14 protein-coding genes are annotated in these 17,421 nt (G+C 65.9%); 8 read left to right on the top strand and 6 right to left on the bottom strand.

Annotation, left to right across the window (positions count from 1 at the left end; translation table 11 throughout):
- Positions 1-88: 88 nt before the first annotated feature.
- Complete coding sequence (locus DCG74_RS33905) at positions 89-2,731, top strand: EAL domain-containing protein (RefSeq protein WP_172787464.1); 2,643 nt, start codon at positions 89-91, stop codon at positions 2,729-2,731.
- 311 nt (positions 2,732-3,042) lie between these two features.
- On the top strand, positions 3,043-3,318 hold the full coding sequence (gene rpsU, locus DCG74_RS33900; protein ID WP_025038058.1) for a 30S ribosomal protein S21: 276 nt from the start codon (positions 3,043-3,045) through the stop codon (positions 3,316-3,318).
- A gap of 101 nt (positions 3,319-3,419) precedes the next feature.
- Here the strand turns inward: rpsU and DCG74_RS33895 are convergent, their stop codons facing one another.
- The 3 genes from DCG74_RS33895 to DCG74_RS33885 form a co-directional block, all read right to left on the bottom strand.
- A complete protein-coding gene (locus DCG74_RS33895) occupies positions 3,420-3,698 on the bottom strand; it encodes a DUF1488 domain-containing protein (protein ID WP_172787463.1) in 279 nt (92 codons plus the stop codon).
- 78 nt (positions 3,699-3,776) lie between these two features.
- Positions 3,777-4,073, bottom strand: coding sequence for a hypothetical protein (locus DCG74_RS33890; protein WP_172787462.1), 297 nt, complete (start codon positions 4,071-4,073; stop codon positions 3,777-3,779).
- Positions 4,066-4,332 carry a hypothetical protein gene (locus tag DCG74_RS33885; protein WP_172787461.1) on the bottom strand — a complete coding sequence of 89 codons (267 nt, stop codon included), beginning with the start codon at positions 4,330-4,332 and terminating at the stop codon, positions 4,066-4,068. The genes DCG74_RS33890 and DCG74_RS33885 overlap by 8 nt, the downstream gene beginning before the upstream one ends.
- Positions 4,333-4,704: 372 nt before the next feature.
- On the opposite strand from DCG74_RS33885, the gene DCG74_RS33880 reads away from it, so the two are divergent.
- Together DCG74_RS33880 and DCG74_RS33875 are read left to right on the top strand one after the other, a co-directional pair.
- Entirely contained in the window at positions 4,705-5,031 is a 327-nt protein-coding gene (locus DCG74_RS33880; RefSeq protein ID WP_175421736.1) for a hypothetical protein, read from the top strand.
- Positions 5,032-5,384: 353 nt separating this feature from the next.
- Positions 5,385-6,350, top strand: a complete 966-nt coding sequence (locus DCG74_RS33875) for an AraC family transcriptional regulator (RefSeq protein ID WP_172787460.1) — start codon at positions 5,385-5,387, stop codon at positions 6,348-6,350.
- Here the strand turns inward: DCG74_RS33875 and DCG74_RS33870 are convergent.
- Positions 6,347-6,958: a TetR/AcrR family transcriptional regulator gene (locus DCG74_RS33870; protein WP_172787459.1), complete on the bottom strand. Its 612-nt coding sequence runs from the start codon at positions 6,956-6,958 to the stop codon at positions 6,347-6,349. The two genes, DCG74_RS33875 and DCG74_RS33870, sit on opposite strands and share 4 nt — an antisense overlap.
- A 129-nt stretch (positions 6,959-7,087) precedes the next feature.
- Between DCG74_RS33870 and DCG74_RS33865 the strand changes: the two genes are divergently transcribed.
- The 4 genes from DCG74_RS33865 (at position 7,088) to DCG74_RS33850 (ending at position 13,877) form a co-directional block, all read left to right on the top strand.
- A complete protein-coding gene (locus DCG74_RS33865) occupies positions 7,088-8,317 on the top strand; it encodes a cytochrome P450 (RefSeq protein ID WP_172787458.1) in 1,230 nt (409 codons plus the stop codon).
- A gap of 133 nt (positions 8,318-8,450) precedes the next feature.
- On the top strand, positions 8,451-12,125 hold the full coding sequence (locus DCG74_RS33860) for an AsmA-like C-terminal region-containing protein (protein WP_172787457.1): 3,675 nt from the start codon (positions 8,451-8,453) through the stop codon (positions 12,123-12,125).
- Between the two features lie 359 nt (positions 12,126-12,484).
- A complete protein-coding gene (locus DCG74_RS33855) occupies positions 12,485-13,603 on the top strand; it encodes a DUF2336 domain-containing protein (RefSeq protein ID WP_172787456.1) in 1,119 nt (372 codons plus the stop codon).
- Positions 13,604-13,634: 31 nt separating this feature from the next.
- On the top strand, positions 13,635-13,877 hold the full coding sequence (locus tag DCG74_RS33850) for a hypothetical protein (protein ID WP_172787455.1): 243 nt from the start codon (positions 13,635-13,637) through the stop codon (positions 13,875-13,877).
- A 56-nt stretch (positions 13,878-13,933) separates the two neighbouring features.
- Here DCG74_RS33850 and DCG74_RS33845 read toward each other — a convergent pair whose 3' ends face one another.
- Together DCG74_RS33845 and DCG74_RS33840 are read right to left on the bottom strand one after the other, a co-directional pair.
- Positions 13,934-15,640, bottom strand: coding sequence for an ATP-binding protein (locus DCG74_RS33845; protein WP_172787454.1), 1,707 nt, complete (start codon positions 15,638-15,640; stop codon positions 13,934-13,936).
- Positions 15,637-17,151: an ATPase domain-containing protein gene (locus DCG74_RS33840; RefSeq protein WP_172787453.1), complete on the bottom strand. Its 1,515-nt coding sequence runs from the start codon at positions 17,149-17,151 to the stop codon at positions 15,637-15,639. Before DCG74_RS33840 ends, DCG74_RS33845 begins: the two co-directional genes overlap by 4 nt.
- Positions 17,152-17,421 lie beyond the last annotated feature (270 nt).

The raw sequence follows: 17,421 nt of genomic DNA, 5'->3' as shown, positions 1-17,421 counted from the left end.
ACCGGAGCGCAAAAAAACATCTTGGACACCATCGGAGCGCTAGCCTCAGCGGATTGCCGCTCCTTCCCGATGCCTTCCGGGTTTGACGATGTCCGCCTCCGATTGTCTTCTGACCGAAATGCCGGACGTGCTGCGCGCAGTCCTCGAACGTGCTGAAGATGCCGTCGTCATCGTCGATGACGCGCATCGCATCACGCACTTCAATTCCGCCGCGGAGCGAATCTGGAAGCTTGCCGCCACCGAGGTGCTCGGCCGGGATGCCGCCGTCCTCAACCTCGATTGCCTCCGGATCGGCACGGCCGCCGATTTCCGCGACGAGATCGGCCTCGTGCGTCGCGATGGCAGCCGCATCAGGATGATGGTGTCGGTGTCCTCGGCGATGATCGGCGGGACGACCCATCACATCGTGTTCGCGCGCGACGTCACTCTCGAGGCCGAGCGCCGCGTCAGGATCGGTCTGCTCAATGCCGTCTCGGACCAGACCAACCGGGCGGTGATCATCACCGACGTGGAGCAGAACATCGTCTATGTCAACTCGGCGTTCACGGCGCTGTTCGGCTACACCAACGCCGAGGCGGAGGGCCGCCGCGCTGGCGAGCTCATCGCCGGCCGCCACACCGATCGCAGGGTGGTCGCCAGGCTCGTCAAGCGCCTGAAGCGCGGCGGGCCTCGCGGCGAGGCCGAGGTGCTCGTCTACGACCGGAATGGCGAGGAGATCTGGGTCTGCGCCCGGATCGATGCCTTTCGCGACGGCAAGGGCCGGGTCAAGCACATCTTCGCGCTGCTCGAGGACATCACCGAGACCAAGCAGCTGCGCTCGCTTCAGCAGCTCATCATGGGCGCGCTCGCCGACGAGGTACCGATCGGCGAGATCGCCGACCGGCTGTGCCGCCGCGTCGAGGAGATCGCACCCGACGTCGTCTCTTCGCTGCTTCACATCGACGCCGCCGGCCTGGTTCATCCGCTCGGTGGCCCCAGCCTGCCTGAGGACTATTCCCGCGCGCTGGACGGCGTTGCGATCGGTCCCAATGTCGGCTCCTGCGGCAGCGCGGCCTTCCATGGCGTGCCGGTTCTGGCGGAGGATCTCGACACCGACCCGCGCTGGCAGCCCTACAAGGCGATGCCGCTCGCGATCGGCCTGCGCGCCTGCTGGTCGACCCCGGTCAAGGCCAAGGACGGGCGCGTCATCGCCACCTTCGCCTTTTACTATCGCGAGCCGCGCGCGCCGAGCAACTGGCACCGACGCATCGTCGAGGCTTGCGTCGATCTCGGCGCCTTCGCGATCGAGCGCAAGGAGGCGCGCGCGGAGATCGCGCGGCTCGCCTATCACGACATCCTCACCGGCCTGCCGAACCGCGCCCAGCTGCGGCACCTGATCACCACGGCGATCGATGCCTGCCCGACCGGCAGCCATGTCGCGCTGGCCTTCCTCGACGTCGATCATTTCAAGGACGTCAACGATACGCTGGGTCACGCCGCCGGCGACGAGCTCCTGGTCCAGCTCGCGCAGCGCCTGCGCGAGCATATCGGCCCCGGCGACATGCTGGGGCGGCTCGGCGGCGACGAGTTCGTCATCCTGCTGCCGCAACGTAACGCCGAGGCTGCCGAGCGCGTCGCGGCTGACATCTCCGAGGCGCTGGCGCGGCCGCTGCGGCTCGGATCGAAGCTGATGCCGATGTCCGCCAGCATCGGCATCAGCCTCTATCCCGATCACGCCACCGACATCGACACATTGATGCAGCAGGCGGATGCCGCCATGTACATGGCCAAGCAGGCCGGACGCTCGACGCATCGCATCTTCAGTGCCGAGATGAGCGTGCTCGCCGAGCAGCGGCTGGCGCTGATCGCGGCGTTGCGCCGCGCCGTCGCGGAAGGCGCGCTGAGCCTCAGCTACCAGCCGCAGATCCGCAGCTGCGACGGCGCGATCCACGGCGTCGAGGCGCTCGCGCGATGGCGCGATGCCGTGCTCGGCGACGTCTCGCCGGCAAAGTTCATCCCGCTCGCCGAAGAATGCGGGCTGATCGAGCAGATCGGGCTGTGGTCCGTGCGCGAGGCCTGCCGCCAGATGGCGAGCTGGCGCCGCGCCGGGCTCAACATCCCCTGCGTCTCGGTCAACCTGTCGCCGATCAATTTCCGCAACGTCACGCTGGCCGCGCGGCTCAAGGACATCCTGGCCGAGCACGAACTGCCGCCGGACGCGCTGATGCTGGAGATCACCGAAGGCACGTTCATGCAGGACGGCGCCGCAGCACTGGAGACGATGAACGCGATCCGCGAGCTCGGCGTCGGCCTCTCGGTGGACGATTTCGGCACCGGCTATTCCAGCCTCAGCCGACTCGCGCATCTGCCGATCCGCGAGCTCAAGATCGACCGCAGTTTTATGCGCGACATCGAGCGTGACGCGGGCGCGCTCGCGATCGCCACCGCCGTCGTGCGCGTCGGCCAGGGCCTCGGCATGAGCGTGGTCGCCGAGGGCGTCGAGACCGAGGGGCAGCGCAATACGCTGGCCGCGCTCGGCTGCGATATCGTCCAGGGCTTCCTCTACGCTCCGCCGCTGCCGCCGGTCGCCTTCGAGCGCTGGCTGATCGAGCATTGCGCCGAGCAGGCGAGGGCGATGCTGGGGCGGCTGGACCTGGCGGCGGCGGGCAAAGCTGCAGTGAAGCGTTCGGCTTCTTGCTGCTCATCGTTCACCGGATCCGCAAGGACTAAACCCGCTCAATCCAGGGATTGAGCGGGCAAAGCAACCGTTCCAGTACATCCGTGAAACGGCGCAACGATCTCGAGCCAGCGGTGGTTCTTCTGTTCCGATCACGGCGGTTTGCGTCTGTCCGTCGATCTGCGAGCAGGGGGTTATCGATTGACAGCGCAGCACGACGGTGGTCAGGTGACACCACCAAGCCGCTCGCTGTGACATGCAGATCGGGCTCGTCCGAAGCCGCGACGAATGTCGCGCCACTATCCTCACACATCGCAATGAAGCTCCTGCGCAATTGGCTGCCCTGCAGGACGTATCGCATTCGCAGCCCGAGCCAGGAGGATCAATTGCACGTACTCGTCAGAGACAACAATGTTGAGCAGGCGCTCCGCGTTCTCAAGAAGAAGATGCAGCGCGAGGGCGTCTTTCGGGAAATGAAGCAGCGACGGTCCTACGAAAAACCGTCCGAGAGAAAGACCCGCGAGAAGTCCGAGGCCATTCGCCGCGCCCGCAAGCTCGCTCGCAAGCAGGCGATCAGGGAAGGGTTGCTGCCCGCGCCACCGAAGAAGAAACCTTTCGAGCGCAAGCCGCCCTTGCCGGAGATCAAGGCAAGGCCGGAGTAGCGACGACCTGCTTTCCGGATTTCACGCCATGCTGCGTCAGCCGTGACGCCGCAGAAAAGCCCGACCAAGCGTCGCACGCTGTCTTGCTCGTGGCTGAGATCCTATCGCCTGAAATCGATGCCTCGCAGCACGATGCCCGGCGGGGTGCCTTCGAATTCTGTGGCGCGATACTTGCTCGCGGCGCATGCTTCGATGCGATCCCGTAGACGGGCGAATTGGGCTTCCCGTTGCTCGGGCCTGACTTGCGGGCCCTGCTCGAGATCGTCCATCGCCGAGGTCGAGATCGCGCAAGGAATCTCCCGGGCGCCGTCATGCATCGAGAACCGTACGATCATCCGGTCGTATTCATGGCCGATGAAGCGGCCGCTGGTCAGGGTCATGGCTTACTCCATTGCACGTCGGTTTCCTGGCGCGTTGGCGCCAGCATGCGCGTAGAATGCAGGCAGCCGTCGCTCGGCTCAGCCGTCCCCGGACAGCCTTGCGAAATCGTCGAACAGCGCCGACACGAGCGCACGGTGGCGCGTGTCCTCGGCAGGCAGGCTTGCAGCATAGAGGTTCAGCAGATGGCGCGCCTTCACCGCGGCCTCCGGCCAGGATGCGGCCGGCACGGTCATCATGCGGTGCTCGAGATCGGCCTCGCGCTCGCGCAGCTCTCTGACATGGGCCTCCACCTCGGCTAGCGCGCGGCGCAGGTCGGTGGCCTTCTGCGCGGCCATGCCACGGTGCTTATCGAGGTCGACAGGCTGGTCAGTCATTGGTCATGCTCGCGTCCGCAGCTTGCGCATTCGCAAGATCGACGGAGCCGATCGACAGTCTTTCCATGGTACCGCGCGCACCCTCAGCGGGCACGGTGATCATCGTGGCAATCCGGCGATAGGCGGCGAAGGTCAAGCCGTCGATCGTCTCCTCGTCCGTGACAACCTCATAGGCGCCCGCCGGCAAGATGCGCTCGATGCCGCGGATCTGGAACGGATGCCTGAATATGACGGTCTCTCGCCGCGAGCGGATGGTCATGCAGCCTGCCTTTCGCAAGTGAAGCCCCAACCGGTGCCGGCTGCTTGCGAGCATGCGCCTTTGCCGCGGCAATAGCCAGCACTATCGTCTGCGCACCGGCCAGCGATCAATGTCACGGAGCGACGGCAGTCCGCGACGCACTTAACGCTCGCTATTGGTTCGGCACGGGCGTAGGGTCGCCGTCATCACCGCGCTTCTCAACGGCATCGACCGGTGACTGAGGGTCACGTGTGCTCCCGCCGAAGGCTTCGCAGGAGCGTTCGATGTCGCGTGTACGCATCTCGGAATGGATCGTGCCGCCGGTGATCGTTCCGCTGTTTCTTCTGCTTCTCGTGTGCGCCGCTGCGGTCCTCAATGGCTAGGACAATACGCGTGCCGTATCTGGTCAGCGGCACCAACGAATACGGTAGCTCAAATCTCGGCCGCGGAACTGCGACGGTCGCACTGCGTCTCGCGGAGAAGCTGCTGCGCGAGGGCTACATGGACGTCAGGGTCTGCACCCCGCGCGGCCGTGTCCTGCAGCCCAATGAATTCGACGAACTCAAACCAGCAAGGGAGAGCGACATGGCAAAGGGCCAGCAACGTGGCAACCGCGAAGCCAAGAAGCCGAAGAAGGAAAAGGCCAAGGTCATTGCCGCGGCCCCGTCCCGCAAGGACGCCGCCTGGCAACCGGATTTCGGATCTGCGAAGAAGAAGTAAGGAGGAGCTGCCGCCGAGCAGGGGGCGAGACAGCGCAAGGCGGCGTAGGCGCAGGTGATCGACTGAGCGTTGCCGGCTGTCGTGATGGCCTCGATGGGCCTGCGCGCGTTGTCACAAGCGCGCGAGATGGGGCGGGGGCGAGCTGGGCAGACGTCGAACGACAGCGCGCCAGCGCCATTGGAATTCGTTGAGATCTCTCGTGAAAACGTCTTGCGACGACAGCGGCGGCGGGGAATCGCACGGCCGCCATTGCCATGTGCGAGTCTGGACCGTCGCTTGCCGATGTCGGATAATTGGGCGTGATCTGGCGGCGGCGTTCAGCTCCCAGTCTCCTCACATCCGAGATTGATCCTATGGCACACGGCGCCCTCGCGCAGAAGCTCGAACGATTCCTGCATTTGAAGGATGCGCCGCCGACGCTGGTCACGCGTTCGCTGCGCAGCGCCGAGCTCGCGGTCACCGAAACCCGGGACGACCATCCCGTGACGCGGCTTTCCGAATCGTTGCCTGCGGAAGACGCCTATCTCGTCAGCGTCAAGCTCCGCGATTTCGCCGATTGCGAGTGCTGGGAGCGCGGCCGATGCGTGGTCAAGAACGACATCCGCGCCGGCGCCACTTATCTGTACGACCTGAAGCGCGACCCGCGTTACGTCATCGACAAGCCCTTCCATTCCCTGTTCTTCCATCTGCCCCGTTCGGCGTTGGACGACATGGCGAGGCAGAGCGGCGCGGGGCCGATCGGTGAGCTCGCCTATCAGCCCGGCATCGGCCACGACGATCCGACCATTCGCCATCTCGGCGCGTCGCTCCTGGCGGCGTTGCGGCGGCCTGACGAGGCCAACCAGCTCTTCGTCGACCACATGATGCTCGCGCTCACGGCCCATGTCGTGGCGACCTATAGCGGGTTGCGGCGCGCCGAGCCGGTGCGCGGCGGCCTTGCTCCGTGGCAGGTGAAGCGGGCTTGCGAAAGGCTGGAGTCAGATCTCCGCGGCAAGCTCTCGCTGGAGCAGATTGCCGCCGAGTTCGATCTCTCCGTCAGCCATTTTTCGCGCGCCTTTCGCGTCTCCACCGGCCTGCCGCCGCACCAATGGCTGCTGCGCCAGCGCGTGGACACGGCCAAGCAGTTGATGACGGTACGCGACCTGTCGCTGGCGGAGATCGCGGTATCGGCCGGCTTCGCCAATCAGAGCCACTTCACCCGCGTGTTCTCTTCGCTCGTCGGCATCAGCCCGGGAACGTGGCGCCGTGAACGAGCGGCAACCGCTCTCGATGCCAGAGACAGCGGCGCGGCTGCGTCGCCCGCTGCAGGCATCCGCTAGACTGAAGCCAATCCCGTCCTGCTCCTGAGATCCGTGAGCGCGCGCAGGAAACTGTCGGCCGGTGTCGTCTCGGGATCGATCAGGCGGTGCAGGCGAAAGCCGTCTTCCAGCGCGAGCACGATCGCGGCCATCCAGGGCGGTTCCAGATTGTGGTTGCGTCCGTCGCTCTTCAGCGTCGCTTCGATGATGTCGGCGACCAGCTTGCGCCGCGCGCGCAGGCGTTTGGCAAGTTCCGGCCGGCGCTTCTCGGCGCGCGCGACGAACAGGATCATCTCCATGTGGAGCAGGGGCGAGCGGCCGAGCGGATCCTGCCGGCTGCGGTCCATCGTCTTCAGCGCCGCGATGAAATCGTCGAGATTGTCGTGCTGCGCCAGGATGTCCATGTTGCGCCGGATCGACTGCGCGACATGGTCCTCGAGCATGGCGATGATCAATTCGTCCTTGCTCGCAAAGTTCGAATAGAACGCGCCGCGGGTGAAGCCCGCCGCCGCCGCGATCGCCTCGATGCTGGCGCCGCCGATGCCGTCCTCCTCGAACACGCGCGCCGCCGCCTCGAACAGCCTGTCGCGCGTGTCGTCTCTGGTCGGCCTGGTTCTCACCCTTGACATCGGCGCAGCTTAGGGCAGAATGCAACTCGATACAACAATGTATCGAGTTGATAATTTACAGGGATGTTACGCCGGGCGATGGGGCAGCCTTGCGTAAGCGTGTCATGCGGCAACCGATCCGAGGTCACCATGAACGAGCAAGTGCAACCCGCTGGCGGACCGCTGTTCAACCCGCTCTCGCCGGATTTCATCCGCGATCCCTATCCGCACTATGAACGGCTGCGCACGCTCGATCCGATCCACCTGACGCCGTTCGGCCAGTACGTCGCCAGCCGCCACGCCGAGGTCAGTGTCGTGCTGCGTGACAAGCGCTTCGGCAAGGATTTCGTCGAGCGCTCCAGGCGCCGCTACAGCGACAGGATCATGGACGAGCCGGTCTTTCGGAATTTGGGCCACACGATGCTGCAGGCCGACCCGCCGGATCACACCCGTTTGCGCGGGCTCGTGGTCAAGGCCTTCACCGCGCGACGCGTGGAGGACATGCGGCCGCGAATCCAGGAGATCGTTGATCATGCCATCGATGCCGTGATCGAGCGCGGTCAGATGGACCTGATCGGGGACTTCGCGTTCCGTCTGCCGGTCACGATCATCTGCGATATGCTTGGTATCCCGGAAGAGCACCGCGAGGCGTTCCACAAGGGGTCGAGCGATGGCGTGCGCATCTTGGATCCTGTCCCCATGACGCCGGACGAGATCAAGCAGGGCAACGCACGCAACCTGATGGCGCAGATGTACTTCCAGCAGTTGTTCGAACTGCGTCGCCGCAATCCGGGAGACGACCTCACGACCCAGCTCGTGCTGGCCGAGGAGGACGGCAACAAGCTCACCAACGAGGAATTGACTGCGAATATCATGTTGCTGTTCGTGGCCGGCCACGAGACCACGGTCAACCTGATCGGCAATGGCCTGCTCGCGCTCCACCGCAACCCGGATCAGCTTGCGCTCCTGAAAGCGCGGCCCGAGCTGATGACGAACGCGATCGAGGAGTTCCTGCGCTATGATTCCTCGGTGCAGATGACCGGCCGCGTCACGCTGGAGGAGATCGAGGACCTCGGCGGCGTGAAGATCCCCAAGGGTGAGACCGTGCTCTGCCTGCTCGGCTCGGCCAACCGCGATCCCGCGATCTACCCGGATCGGCCTGACCGGCTGGACGTCACCCGGGCAAACGTCAAGCCACTGTCGTTCGGCGGCGGCATCCATTTCTGCCTGGGGGCCCAATTGGCGCGCATCGAGGCCGAGATCGCCATTGCCACGCTGCTCCGGCGGCTGCCGGATTTGCGCATCGACGATGTCGAGACCCCGGAATGGCGGCCGACCTTCGTGCTGCGCGGGCTGAAGCGGCTGCCGGCGAGCTGGTGAGGGGGCACGCGCGTTAACCTCCGCGCGCAACAGTCGCTGTGACTTCGCCATACTTCCCCCTATATAAGGGGCTGTTCCGGCGCGCCTGAGGCCCTCAGCTTCGGCCCGGGCCGGTTTGGCCGAGGGGAGACCCGTGCAGACGACGCTGCTCGGATTGGCGATTGCCTTCATTATTGCGCTGCTGGCCGCGCTGATCGGGCCTTACTACATCGACTGGAACCAGTTCAGGCCCCAGTTCGAGGCGGAGGCCGGCAAGATCATCGGCGTGCCGGTGCGGGTGGCGGGCGAGCTCGACGCACGGCTGCTGCCGGCGCCGACGCTGCGGCTGCGCGCCGTCACCTTCGGCGGCAACAACGATCTCGGCCGCCTGCGCGCCGACAAGCTCGACGTCGAGTTCAGCCTCGGCTCCTTGATGCGCGGCGAATGGCGCGCCACCGAGCTCACGGTCGGCGGCATGGCAGTCGATCTCGGCCTGGACGCGCGCGGGCGGGTCGATCTGCCGTCGACCGCGAGCGGCACCTTCAACCTGGCGTCCCTCGCCATCGAGCGGCTGAACCTCACCGGCCGCCTCGCTCTTCACGACGCCGCCAGCCGCTCGACGCTGGAATTGAACGACATCGCCTTCTCCGGCGACGTGCGCTCGCTCGCAGGGTCGGTGCGGGGCGACGGCAGCTTCAGCGCGCGCGGCGTGCGCTACCCGTTCCGAGTCTCCTCCGGCCCCAGCGCCGACGGCAGCGCGACCCGTCTCCACCTCAACATCGATCCCGGCGAGCGCGCCATCCTCGCCGATCTCGAAGGCGTGCTCGCCTTCGACAATCGCCAGCCGAAATTCGAGGGCGCGCTGACGCTCGCCGTGCCCGCGGTTAAGAAGGCGGGCGAGGCGGGGCCGACACCCTGGAAGCTCGCGACCAGGCTCAAGGCCGATCCGGCCGGCGCGAAATTCGAGCAGATCGATGCGAGCTTCGGCGCGGAGGACACCGCGCTGAAGCTCGGCGGCGTCGGCGATATCAGGTTTGGCGCCTCGCCCTTGCTGCGCGCGGTGCTGTCGGCGCGGCAGGTCGATGCCGACAGGCTGACCGCCAGGGACGATGCCGATCCGCAGCGCGTCCTGCCGGCACTGCGCGCAGGGCTGGCGGCGATCCCGCAGGTGCCGATCCCGGCGCAGATCGAGTTCAATGCCGATCAGATCATGCTCGGTGGCCGTCCGCTGCAGAACATCGCGGCCGAGCTTGCGACCGACGGCCGGTCCTGGACCTTTCGGCGGCTCGAGCTGCGCGCGCCCGGCATGACGCAGCTCTCGCTCAATGGCGCGGCTCCCGGCGCCGACAGTTTCAGCGGCCGGCTCAGCGTCGAGTCCTCGGATCCCGACACTCTGGTAGGCTGGTTGCAGGGCCGCAGCGAGATCAACCGCCGCAGCACGCGGCCGCTGCGCCTTTCCGGCGACGTCACCATCGCCGCCAATCATCTCGCCATCGACAGGCTGAAGGCCGACATCGACGGCGGCGCCGTCGAAGGCCGCATCGCCTTCGTGCAAACAGGCCCAAGCAAGGGCTCGCGGATCGATGCGGACCTCAGGGCCGATCGGCTCGACCTCGATGCCGCCGCGAGCTTCGTGCGCGCGCTGGCGGGGCCGCAAGGCGAATGGCCGGAGGAGGCAAAGCTCGCGCTCGATATCGGCCGCGCCATCTCGGCCGGCCAGGAGCTGCGGCCGTTCGCAGCCAGGCTCGCCTACAGCCCGGCGTCGCTGTCGCTGGAGCAGCTGCGTTTCGGCCAGGCCGGCGGCGTGACCACGGAGGCCAGCGGCAGCTTCGACCGCGCCAAGGCCACCGGCAAGCTCGCGCTGAAATCCTCGGCCAATTCGCTGCGCGAGCTCACCGCGCTGATCGAGCCGTTCGCGCCCGCGATGCGCGCGCGCCTCGATGCGCTCCCGTCTTTGCCCGGCGCAACCCGTCTCAAGCTCGATCTCAGCCTCGACAAGAACGCCGAGCAGGCCGATCGCAGCAATGCCCGCGTCGTGCTCGACCTCGACGCACCGCAGCTCAAGACCACGGCGACGCTGGCCGCGCAGACCCCGGCGGCCGCCATCGGCGGCATCGACCTCGAACGCCTGCGCAACAGCGACTTCACGCTGGAGGCGAAAGTCGCGGCGCCGCAGGCCGGCACCCTATTGGCACTGTTCGGGCTCGACCGCATCGTGGCCCCGGGCGAGGGCGCCACGCAATTCGAAGGCCGCTTGAGCGGGACCTGGCGCCGTCCCTTGCAATTGAACGCAAAGCTCAGCGGCGGCGGGCTCGATGCGGACGCGCAAGGCAGCATCGAATTGTCCGAGCCCAAACCGTCCGAGCCCAAATCATTCGAATCCAAATCGTTCGAGCCCAAATTGTTCGATCCCAAGGCGAGCGTGAACCTGCGCGTGCGCAACGCCAATCTGGCGCCGCTGCTCGGGACCAGCCCGGCCGACAAGTCGGCGCAGAATGTCAGCCTGTCCTCCCGCCTCACGCTCTCCGGCAATCGCCTGACCTTCGGCGATCTCGACGGCAATGCCGCGGGCTCGCATCTGCGCGGCCATGTTGCGGTGACGCTCGATCAGGACAAGACCGTCGACGGCGAGGTCGGGCTCGACGCGCTCGATCTGGTGCCGGCGCTCGCCGTCGCGGTCGGCGCGGCCGGTCATGAGTCCGGCGACCCGCTCAGCGCCGGACTAGTCAGCGGCTGGCGCGGCCGCATCGCCTTCCAGGCCTTGCGCGGAACGTTGCCCGGCGGCATCGAGCTGCGCCCCTTCGGCGGCGTGATCCGGAGCGACGGCCAGTCGTTCGCACTCGATGCGCTCAAGGGCGGCGTCGGCGGCGGCGAAATGTCAGCAAGCCTCGACGCGCGCAATGGCGCGGCTGGTCTTGCGCTGAACGCGCGCATCGAGCTCAGCAATGTCGATGCGTCGGCGCTGCGCTATCGCGACCTCGCGCTGCCCAAGGGGCGCGCCTCGGTGCAGATGGCGCTGACCAGCCAGGGCCGCAGCGTCGTGGCCCTCACCGGTGCGCTCGCCGGCAACGGCACGGTGACGCTCGAATCCGCCGAGATCGCCGGCCTCAATCCGCGTGCGTTCGAGATCGCCATCCGCGCCAGCGACGGCGGTCAGGTCAACGACGACAACCGGCTGCGGCAGCTCGTCGAGCCCGCGCTGTCGGCGGGGCGCATTGCGGTGCCCTCGGCGCAGATTCCGTTCACGATCCGCGACGGCCGTCTGCGGGTCGGCGCAACGCCGCTGGAAGCGAAGAATGCCCGCGCCATCGTCTCCGGCGGCTACGACATTCCCGCTGATCAGGCCGACATTCGCGCCAGCCTGACGCCGATCATGACCGGGCTCTCCGGCGCTCCGCCGGAGATCCAGCTGTTCGCGGCAGGCCCGCCCGACAGGCTGAGCCGCACCATCGACCTCGCGCCGCTGTCGTCGTGGCTTGCTGTGCGCACGATCGATCGTGAGACGCGGCGGCTCGACGCCATCGAGCGCGGCGAGCCGCCGCCGGCCACCGCTGCGCTGCCGACACTGGTGTCTCCGGAGATAGCGCCCGAGCAGGCGCCGGCCAATGTGCCGTTGCCGGGCCAGGATCCGCGCCGCGCGCCGGCAAAGCCCAAGGTGGCGCCGACCCCGAAGGCTCCGCAGGCGGCGCCCGCCGCGCCGAGCCCGCCGCTTGCCAGCCAGCAACTCGCACCGCTCCCGCCGCCGATCGACGTAAAGCCGGCCCCGGGCCCGCCGCCCGCCAAGCCCAGGCCGAAGCCGCCGCTGGTGCTGACCCCGCAAAATCCTTGAGCAGATTGGTTTGCGCGAATTGGGCCGCGGGCTCGCTCACCTCTCCCGCTTGCGGGAGACGTCGCGCCGAAGGCGCGGGTGAGGGCTTTCTCCTCTAGGGGAAAGTCCCATTGCGGAGACACCCTCTCCCCGACCCTCTCCCGCAAGCGGGAGAGGGAGCGCACCTCCAGCACAGCACCTTGCTCGTCAGTTAACGCGTCCCCTCGCATTTGAACGAATTTTCGTCGGCAAAACTGATTTGCCGGTTTTACTGAATTCTCGCGTTTCATCTCTAGCGTTGGTTCCCAGAGGAATTCGGCGTCGCGCCGCGAGCGGCGGGACGGCTCGCCAAAGGGCTGCCAAGAACTGGGGTTATCGAGATGAACGGGGCGAAATCGCTTCTGCAGGATCTGGACGACGCGATCGCGCGCGGCACCGACGAAAGCCGGGCGCGCGCATTGTGGCATGCGACCGACATCCTGATCACGGGCCGCTACAGCGACGACGAGATCAGCATGTTCGGCGAGGTGATCGGCCGGCTCGCCGACGAGATCGAGGTGGCTGCGCGCGCGCAGCTCTCCGAAGTGATGTCGGCCTGCGATCACGCCCCGCTCAACGTCATCGAAAAGCTCGCCCTCGACGACGAGATCGCGGTCGCCGGTCCCGTGCTGCGCGATTCCAATCGCATCGACGAGAAGATGCTGGTCGAGAGCGCCATGACCAAGGGCCAGGCGCATCTGCTGGCGATCTCCCAGCGCCAGTCGATCGGCGAAGCCGTGACCGACGTGCTGGTCAAGCGCGGCAACCAGGAGGTCGTGACCTCGGTCGCCAAGAACGAGGGCGCGCGCTTCTCCGGCTCGGGCCTGCTGCACATGGTCCGCCGTGCCGAGGGCGATTCGATCCTTGCCGAGCAGCTCGGCCTGCGCAAGGACGTGCCGCGCCACATCTTCCAACAGCTGATCGCGAAGGCCTCCGAAGACGTCCGCCGCCGCCTCGAGGTCGAGCGGCCCGAGATGATGTCGCAGATCCAGAGCTCGGTGACCGAGGTCACCGGCGATCTCCAGTCCAAGTTCGGCCCGTCCTCGCGCAGCTATTTCGTCGCCAAGCGCGTGGTCACGACGCAGTATCGTCAGGGCAATCTCAACCAGGATTCGATCTCGAACTATGCCCGCCAGCACCGCTTCGACGAGGTGCAGATCGGCCTGTCGCTGCTGTCGGCGCTGCCGGTCGACGTGATCGAGCGCGCCTTGATGGACCGCAACCGCGAGATGATCCTGGTGCTGTGCAAGGCCCTCGACTTCTCCTGGGACACGACGATGTCGCTGCTGTTCCTCGGCGCCAAGGATCATCTGATCACGGCGCGCGAGCTCCAGGACAACGAGCGCGAGTACGGCCGGCTCAAGATCGAGACCTCGCGCAGCATTCTGAAGTTCTATCAGTCGCGCAAGACCGGCGCGGGTGCCGATGCGGGCCGTCAGCCCGAGCTTCAGGTTCACTGACAGGTCCACTGAGGACAGGGGAGTATCTGCAATGTTGCCTCAATTCGGCACCGCCGTTCGCAAGAAGAATCCGGCCAATGCCGCCAGCGCCGATCTCGGCGGCGCGGCTCCGGACAAGGCCTCTGTGGACGCCGCCTGGCTCGTGCTCGAAGCCGCCAACGATCTCGGCGACCACGCCGCGGTCGACGCCTGCCGCCGCGTCATCGATGCCGAGCTGAACGGCACCGTGGCCCGCAGCGCGGACGTCGATCTCGTGCTTGGGTATTTCCGGTAAGGCTCCTGAGATCACCGAGTGGCCTGGACAGAGCGCAGCGAAATCCAGGATCACTCTCAGCAGGAGTTCGAGCGTTTGGCGCCTGCATCGCGCCGAAGACTTGACTTCGCCGCGGACAAGGCTGCCGCGAGCTCGTCGATGTGATAGGGTTTGGCTAATATTGCAATGCCCGCGGTCTCCGCTTCATGGACCGAGGCTTCGGCGTATCCGCTGGTCAGCAATACCGGTATGTCGCTTCGTCTCTTCCTGATCTCGCGCGCAAGCTCGACCCCGTTCATGCCGCCCGGCATCATGATGTCGGAGAAGATCAGATCGATGGGACGGCCGTCCGCCAGGGCACCAAGCGCTGCCGCGGCGCTGGAGGCGCGGGTGACGTCGTAACCGAGCTGGCCGAGCATCTCGCTGACCAGCGCGGCAACCTCGTTATCGTCCTCCACCAGCAGGATCTGCCCCTGATTGCTCTTCTTCGGGCGCACCCGGGTGAGGTCGATGAGGTGTCGCTCGCCGGAAGGAGTCTCGAAGGATCGCGGCAAATACAGCTCGATGCTCGTGCCGCGGCCGACCTCCGATCGAATTCGCACCGTGCCCCGCGACTGCGTTGCAAATCCATGGACCTGTGCGAGTCCAAGTCCCGACCCCTTGCCGATGTCCTTGGTCGTGAAGAACGGCTCGAACACCCGCGACATGATTTCCGCGGGCATGCCGACACCGGTGTCGACGACCGACAAGCGAACGTAGTCGCCGGAAATCTCCCCATCGTTCAGGTCGGGTAGATTTTCGCCATGCACGATGATTGTGCCGCCATTGGGCATGGCGTCGCGGGCGTTGACGGCCAGGTTGAGAATGACCAGTTCGAGCTCGCCGGGATCGACCTCCACCGGCCATAGCTGCTCCGGAAAGTCAAATTCGACATGGACGTCACCCCTCAGGCTGCGATCGAGCAGTTCTCGCATGCCGCCGATCTGCGCGGCGACGTCGACGGGCTCCGGCCGGAGCTTCTGCCGCCGTGAGAATGCCAGAAGTTGCTTGGTCAGGCTTGCCCCGCGCTGTGCCGCCTGGATCATCCCGTCCATCAGGCGGCGACGGCGGGCCGGATCAGTCTGGCGTTCGAGCATGTCGAGGCCGCCGGAAATCACCATCAGGAGATTGTTGAAGTCGTGCGCCACGCCGCCGGTGAGCTGGCCGATGGCTTCGATCTTCTGAGCTTGGCGAAGTGTTTCCTCCACGCGTGCGCGCTCTTCAATTTCGAGGCGAAGCTGCTTGTTGGCCTCCTCCAGCGCTTTGGTCCGCTCGATCACCAGCTTTTCGAGCTCCTGCGCGGTCTGCTCGCGCGCCTCGAGCAGCGCCCGGATCTCGTATTGACGTCCGCGTGCCCGCAGTGCGGATTGGATGGTGCTGGTCAGAGTGATCGGCTGAACCGGGCGTTCGAGCAGCGAAACATTGCGGAGAAGCTCGACAATGCTGCGCCGCCAGGCGACCACCGCAGGCTGCTCCCGGTGGCTGGTGAGGACGACAAAAGGGAGGTCGGACCATGGCGGTTGGCCCGCGATCCACTTCGCGAGCGGCGCCGTGTCCTTCCCGAACAGACCTTCCTCGGCAACGAAAACGGCACCCACCCCGGCACTCATCTCGGTGACGAGCTCATCCAGATCGCGGCAGTTGACGGCTTCAAGGCCGGAGCCACGGAAGAGCTCCGCAGCGGCTGGGCCGTCGCGGCCGATTGGGGCGAAGACGAGAACATGGTGATCTCGCCCGACGGTCATTCAGCAATACCTTCCGCCATCGCCGGGCCGGTATAATGAGGGGTGCCGGAAAAAATGCCGCTGAAATCCCTAAGTGGCGGACCGAGCTTGATGCCGGCACTTGTGAGCCGAAATTCGCGGATCGTATGCTCGTGGTCGCCGCTGCGCTTCTTCACGACGGATAAGGCGCGCCGCACCGTTCCACCGAGCTCGAAATAGCGCAACATGAGGACCGCATCGCTCAGATAGCTGATATCGAGGTTGGTGTCCGTTGGCCCAACCAGCCCATGCTGAGCCAGGATCAGGATGGTGAGAACTCCTTGCTGCGCCAGGAAGCTCAGCAGCTCGTGCATCTGCAGAATGAGAAACCGCTCGTCCGGCATTGCATTGAGATAGCCGTTCAAGCTGTCGATAACGACGATGCGGGCGTTGTCGCGTTCGACGCTCCTGCGCACGTTGGCCGCGAATTCACCGGGTGAGAGCTCGGCTGGATCGATCTGTTGGAAGCGGATGCGGCCGGCATCGAGATGCTCGTCGAGGGCGAGGCCGAGCGTTCGGGCGCGCGCCTCCACCGTGCCGCGACCTTCATCGAAGGCGAAGAACACGGCGTGCTCGCCGCGTGCCGCTGCTGAAATCGCAAAGGTGAGCGCAATGGACGACTTGCCGACGCCGGCGGCTCCGATCAGAAGCGCGTTGGTGCCGCGCTCGAGACCGCCTCCCAGCAACTGATCCAGTTCGGCGTTGCCGCTGGGCGTGAACTCGCCGATAAACGTCTTGTGGTGCTCGGCCGCGACCAGACGTGGGAATATCCGCAAGCCTCCTGTTTCGATCGTGAAATCGTGGTAGCCGCCGCGAAAACGGATGCCGCGCATCTTGATCACGCGAAGCCGCCGCCGCTCGGCACCGTAGTCGATGGCCAGCTGCTCGAGCATCACCACGCCGTGCGCGATCGAATGCAGCTGCAGATCGTCCTGGGACGATGAAAGATCGTCGAGCAGCACGACGGTACAGTTGCGATTGGTGAAGAAGTGCTTCAGGGCCAGAACCTGGCGCCTGTAGCGAAGTGGGTTCTGCGCCAGCAGCCGCAATTCGGACAGGCTGTCGAGCACCACGCGGGTGGGATTGATCCGTTCGACCTCCTTGAAGATCAGACCCGTGGTCTCGCTCAGCTCCATCTCGGCGGGATGAAAAACCGTCAGCTCGCGCTCGGGATCGAGCGTCGTTTCCGGCGGCACCAGCTCGAAGATGTCGACGCCGTCCAGTGACCAGCCGTGCCGCTGCGCCACCACAGTGAGCTCGCGTTTGGTCTCGGAGAGAGAAATGTAGAGAACACGTTCGCCGTCCCGCACGCCGCGGAGAAGGAATTGGAGCGCAATCGTGGTCTTGCCAGTGCCCGGCCGGCCTTCATAAAGGTACATCCGGTTGGCATCGAGCCCGCCGCCCAGGATGTCATCCAGACCGTCGCTGCCGGTCGAAATTCTCGGCGAGTCCTTCGGGTCGCAGCCTGGAACAGCCGCGGATTGAACGGTCATGAACCCCCCTTACGTGTGTTCCGAAAGCTCTCCATGCGCTCCGAGCGTGCGCAAGGAGCCGGGTTTGGCTAAAAAGGTCCGTCTTAGGAACTCTCAGGCAAGGATTGAGTTCCCGCGCCGAAACTCCCCCGGACGATAGCGCGGCCGCTTCGTTGCCGCTCAGATGCATCAAGTGAATTGGCGTATTCGCCACCTCGACGGCTGGAGACTGGGACGACCACCGGATCGTGTCGGTTCAAAAATGAACACAAGCGATCCACCTCCACCCGG

The organism is Bradyrhizobium sp. WBAH42 (assembly GCF_024585265.1).
GTDB lineage: Bacteria > Pseudomonadota > Alphaproteobacteria > Rhizobiales > Xanthobacteraceae > Bradyrhizobium.
This window is presented reverse-complemented; position numbering and strand designations above follow the sequence as displayed.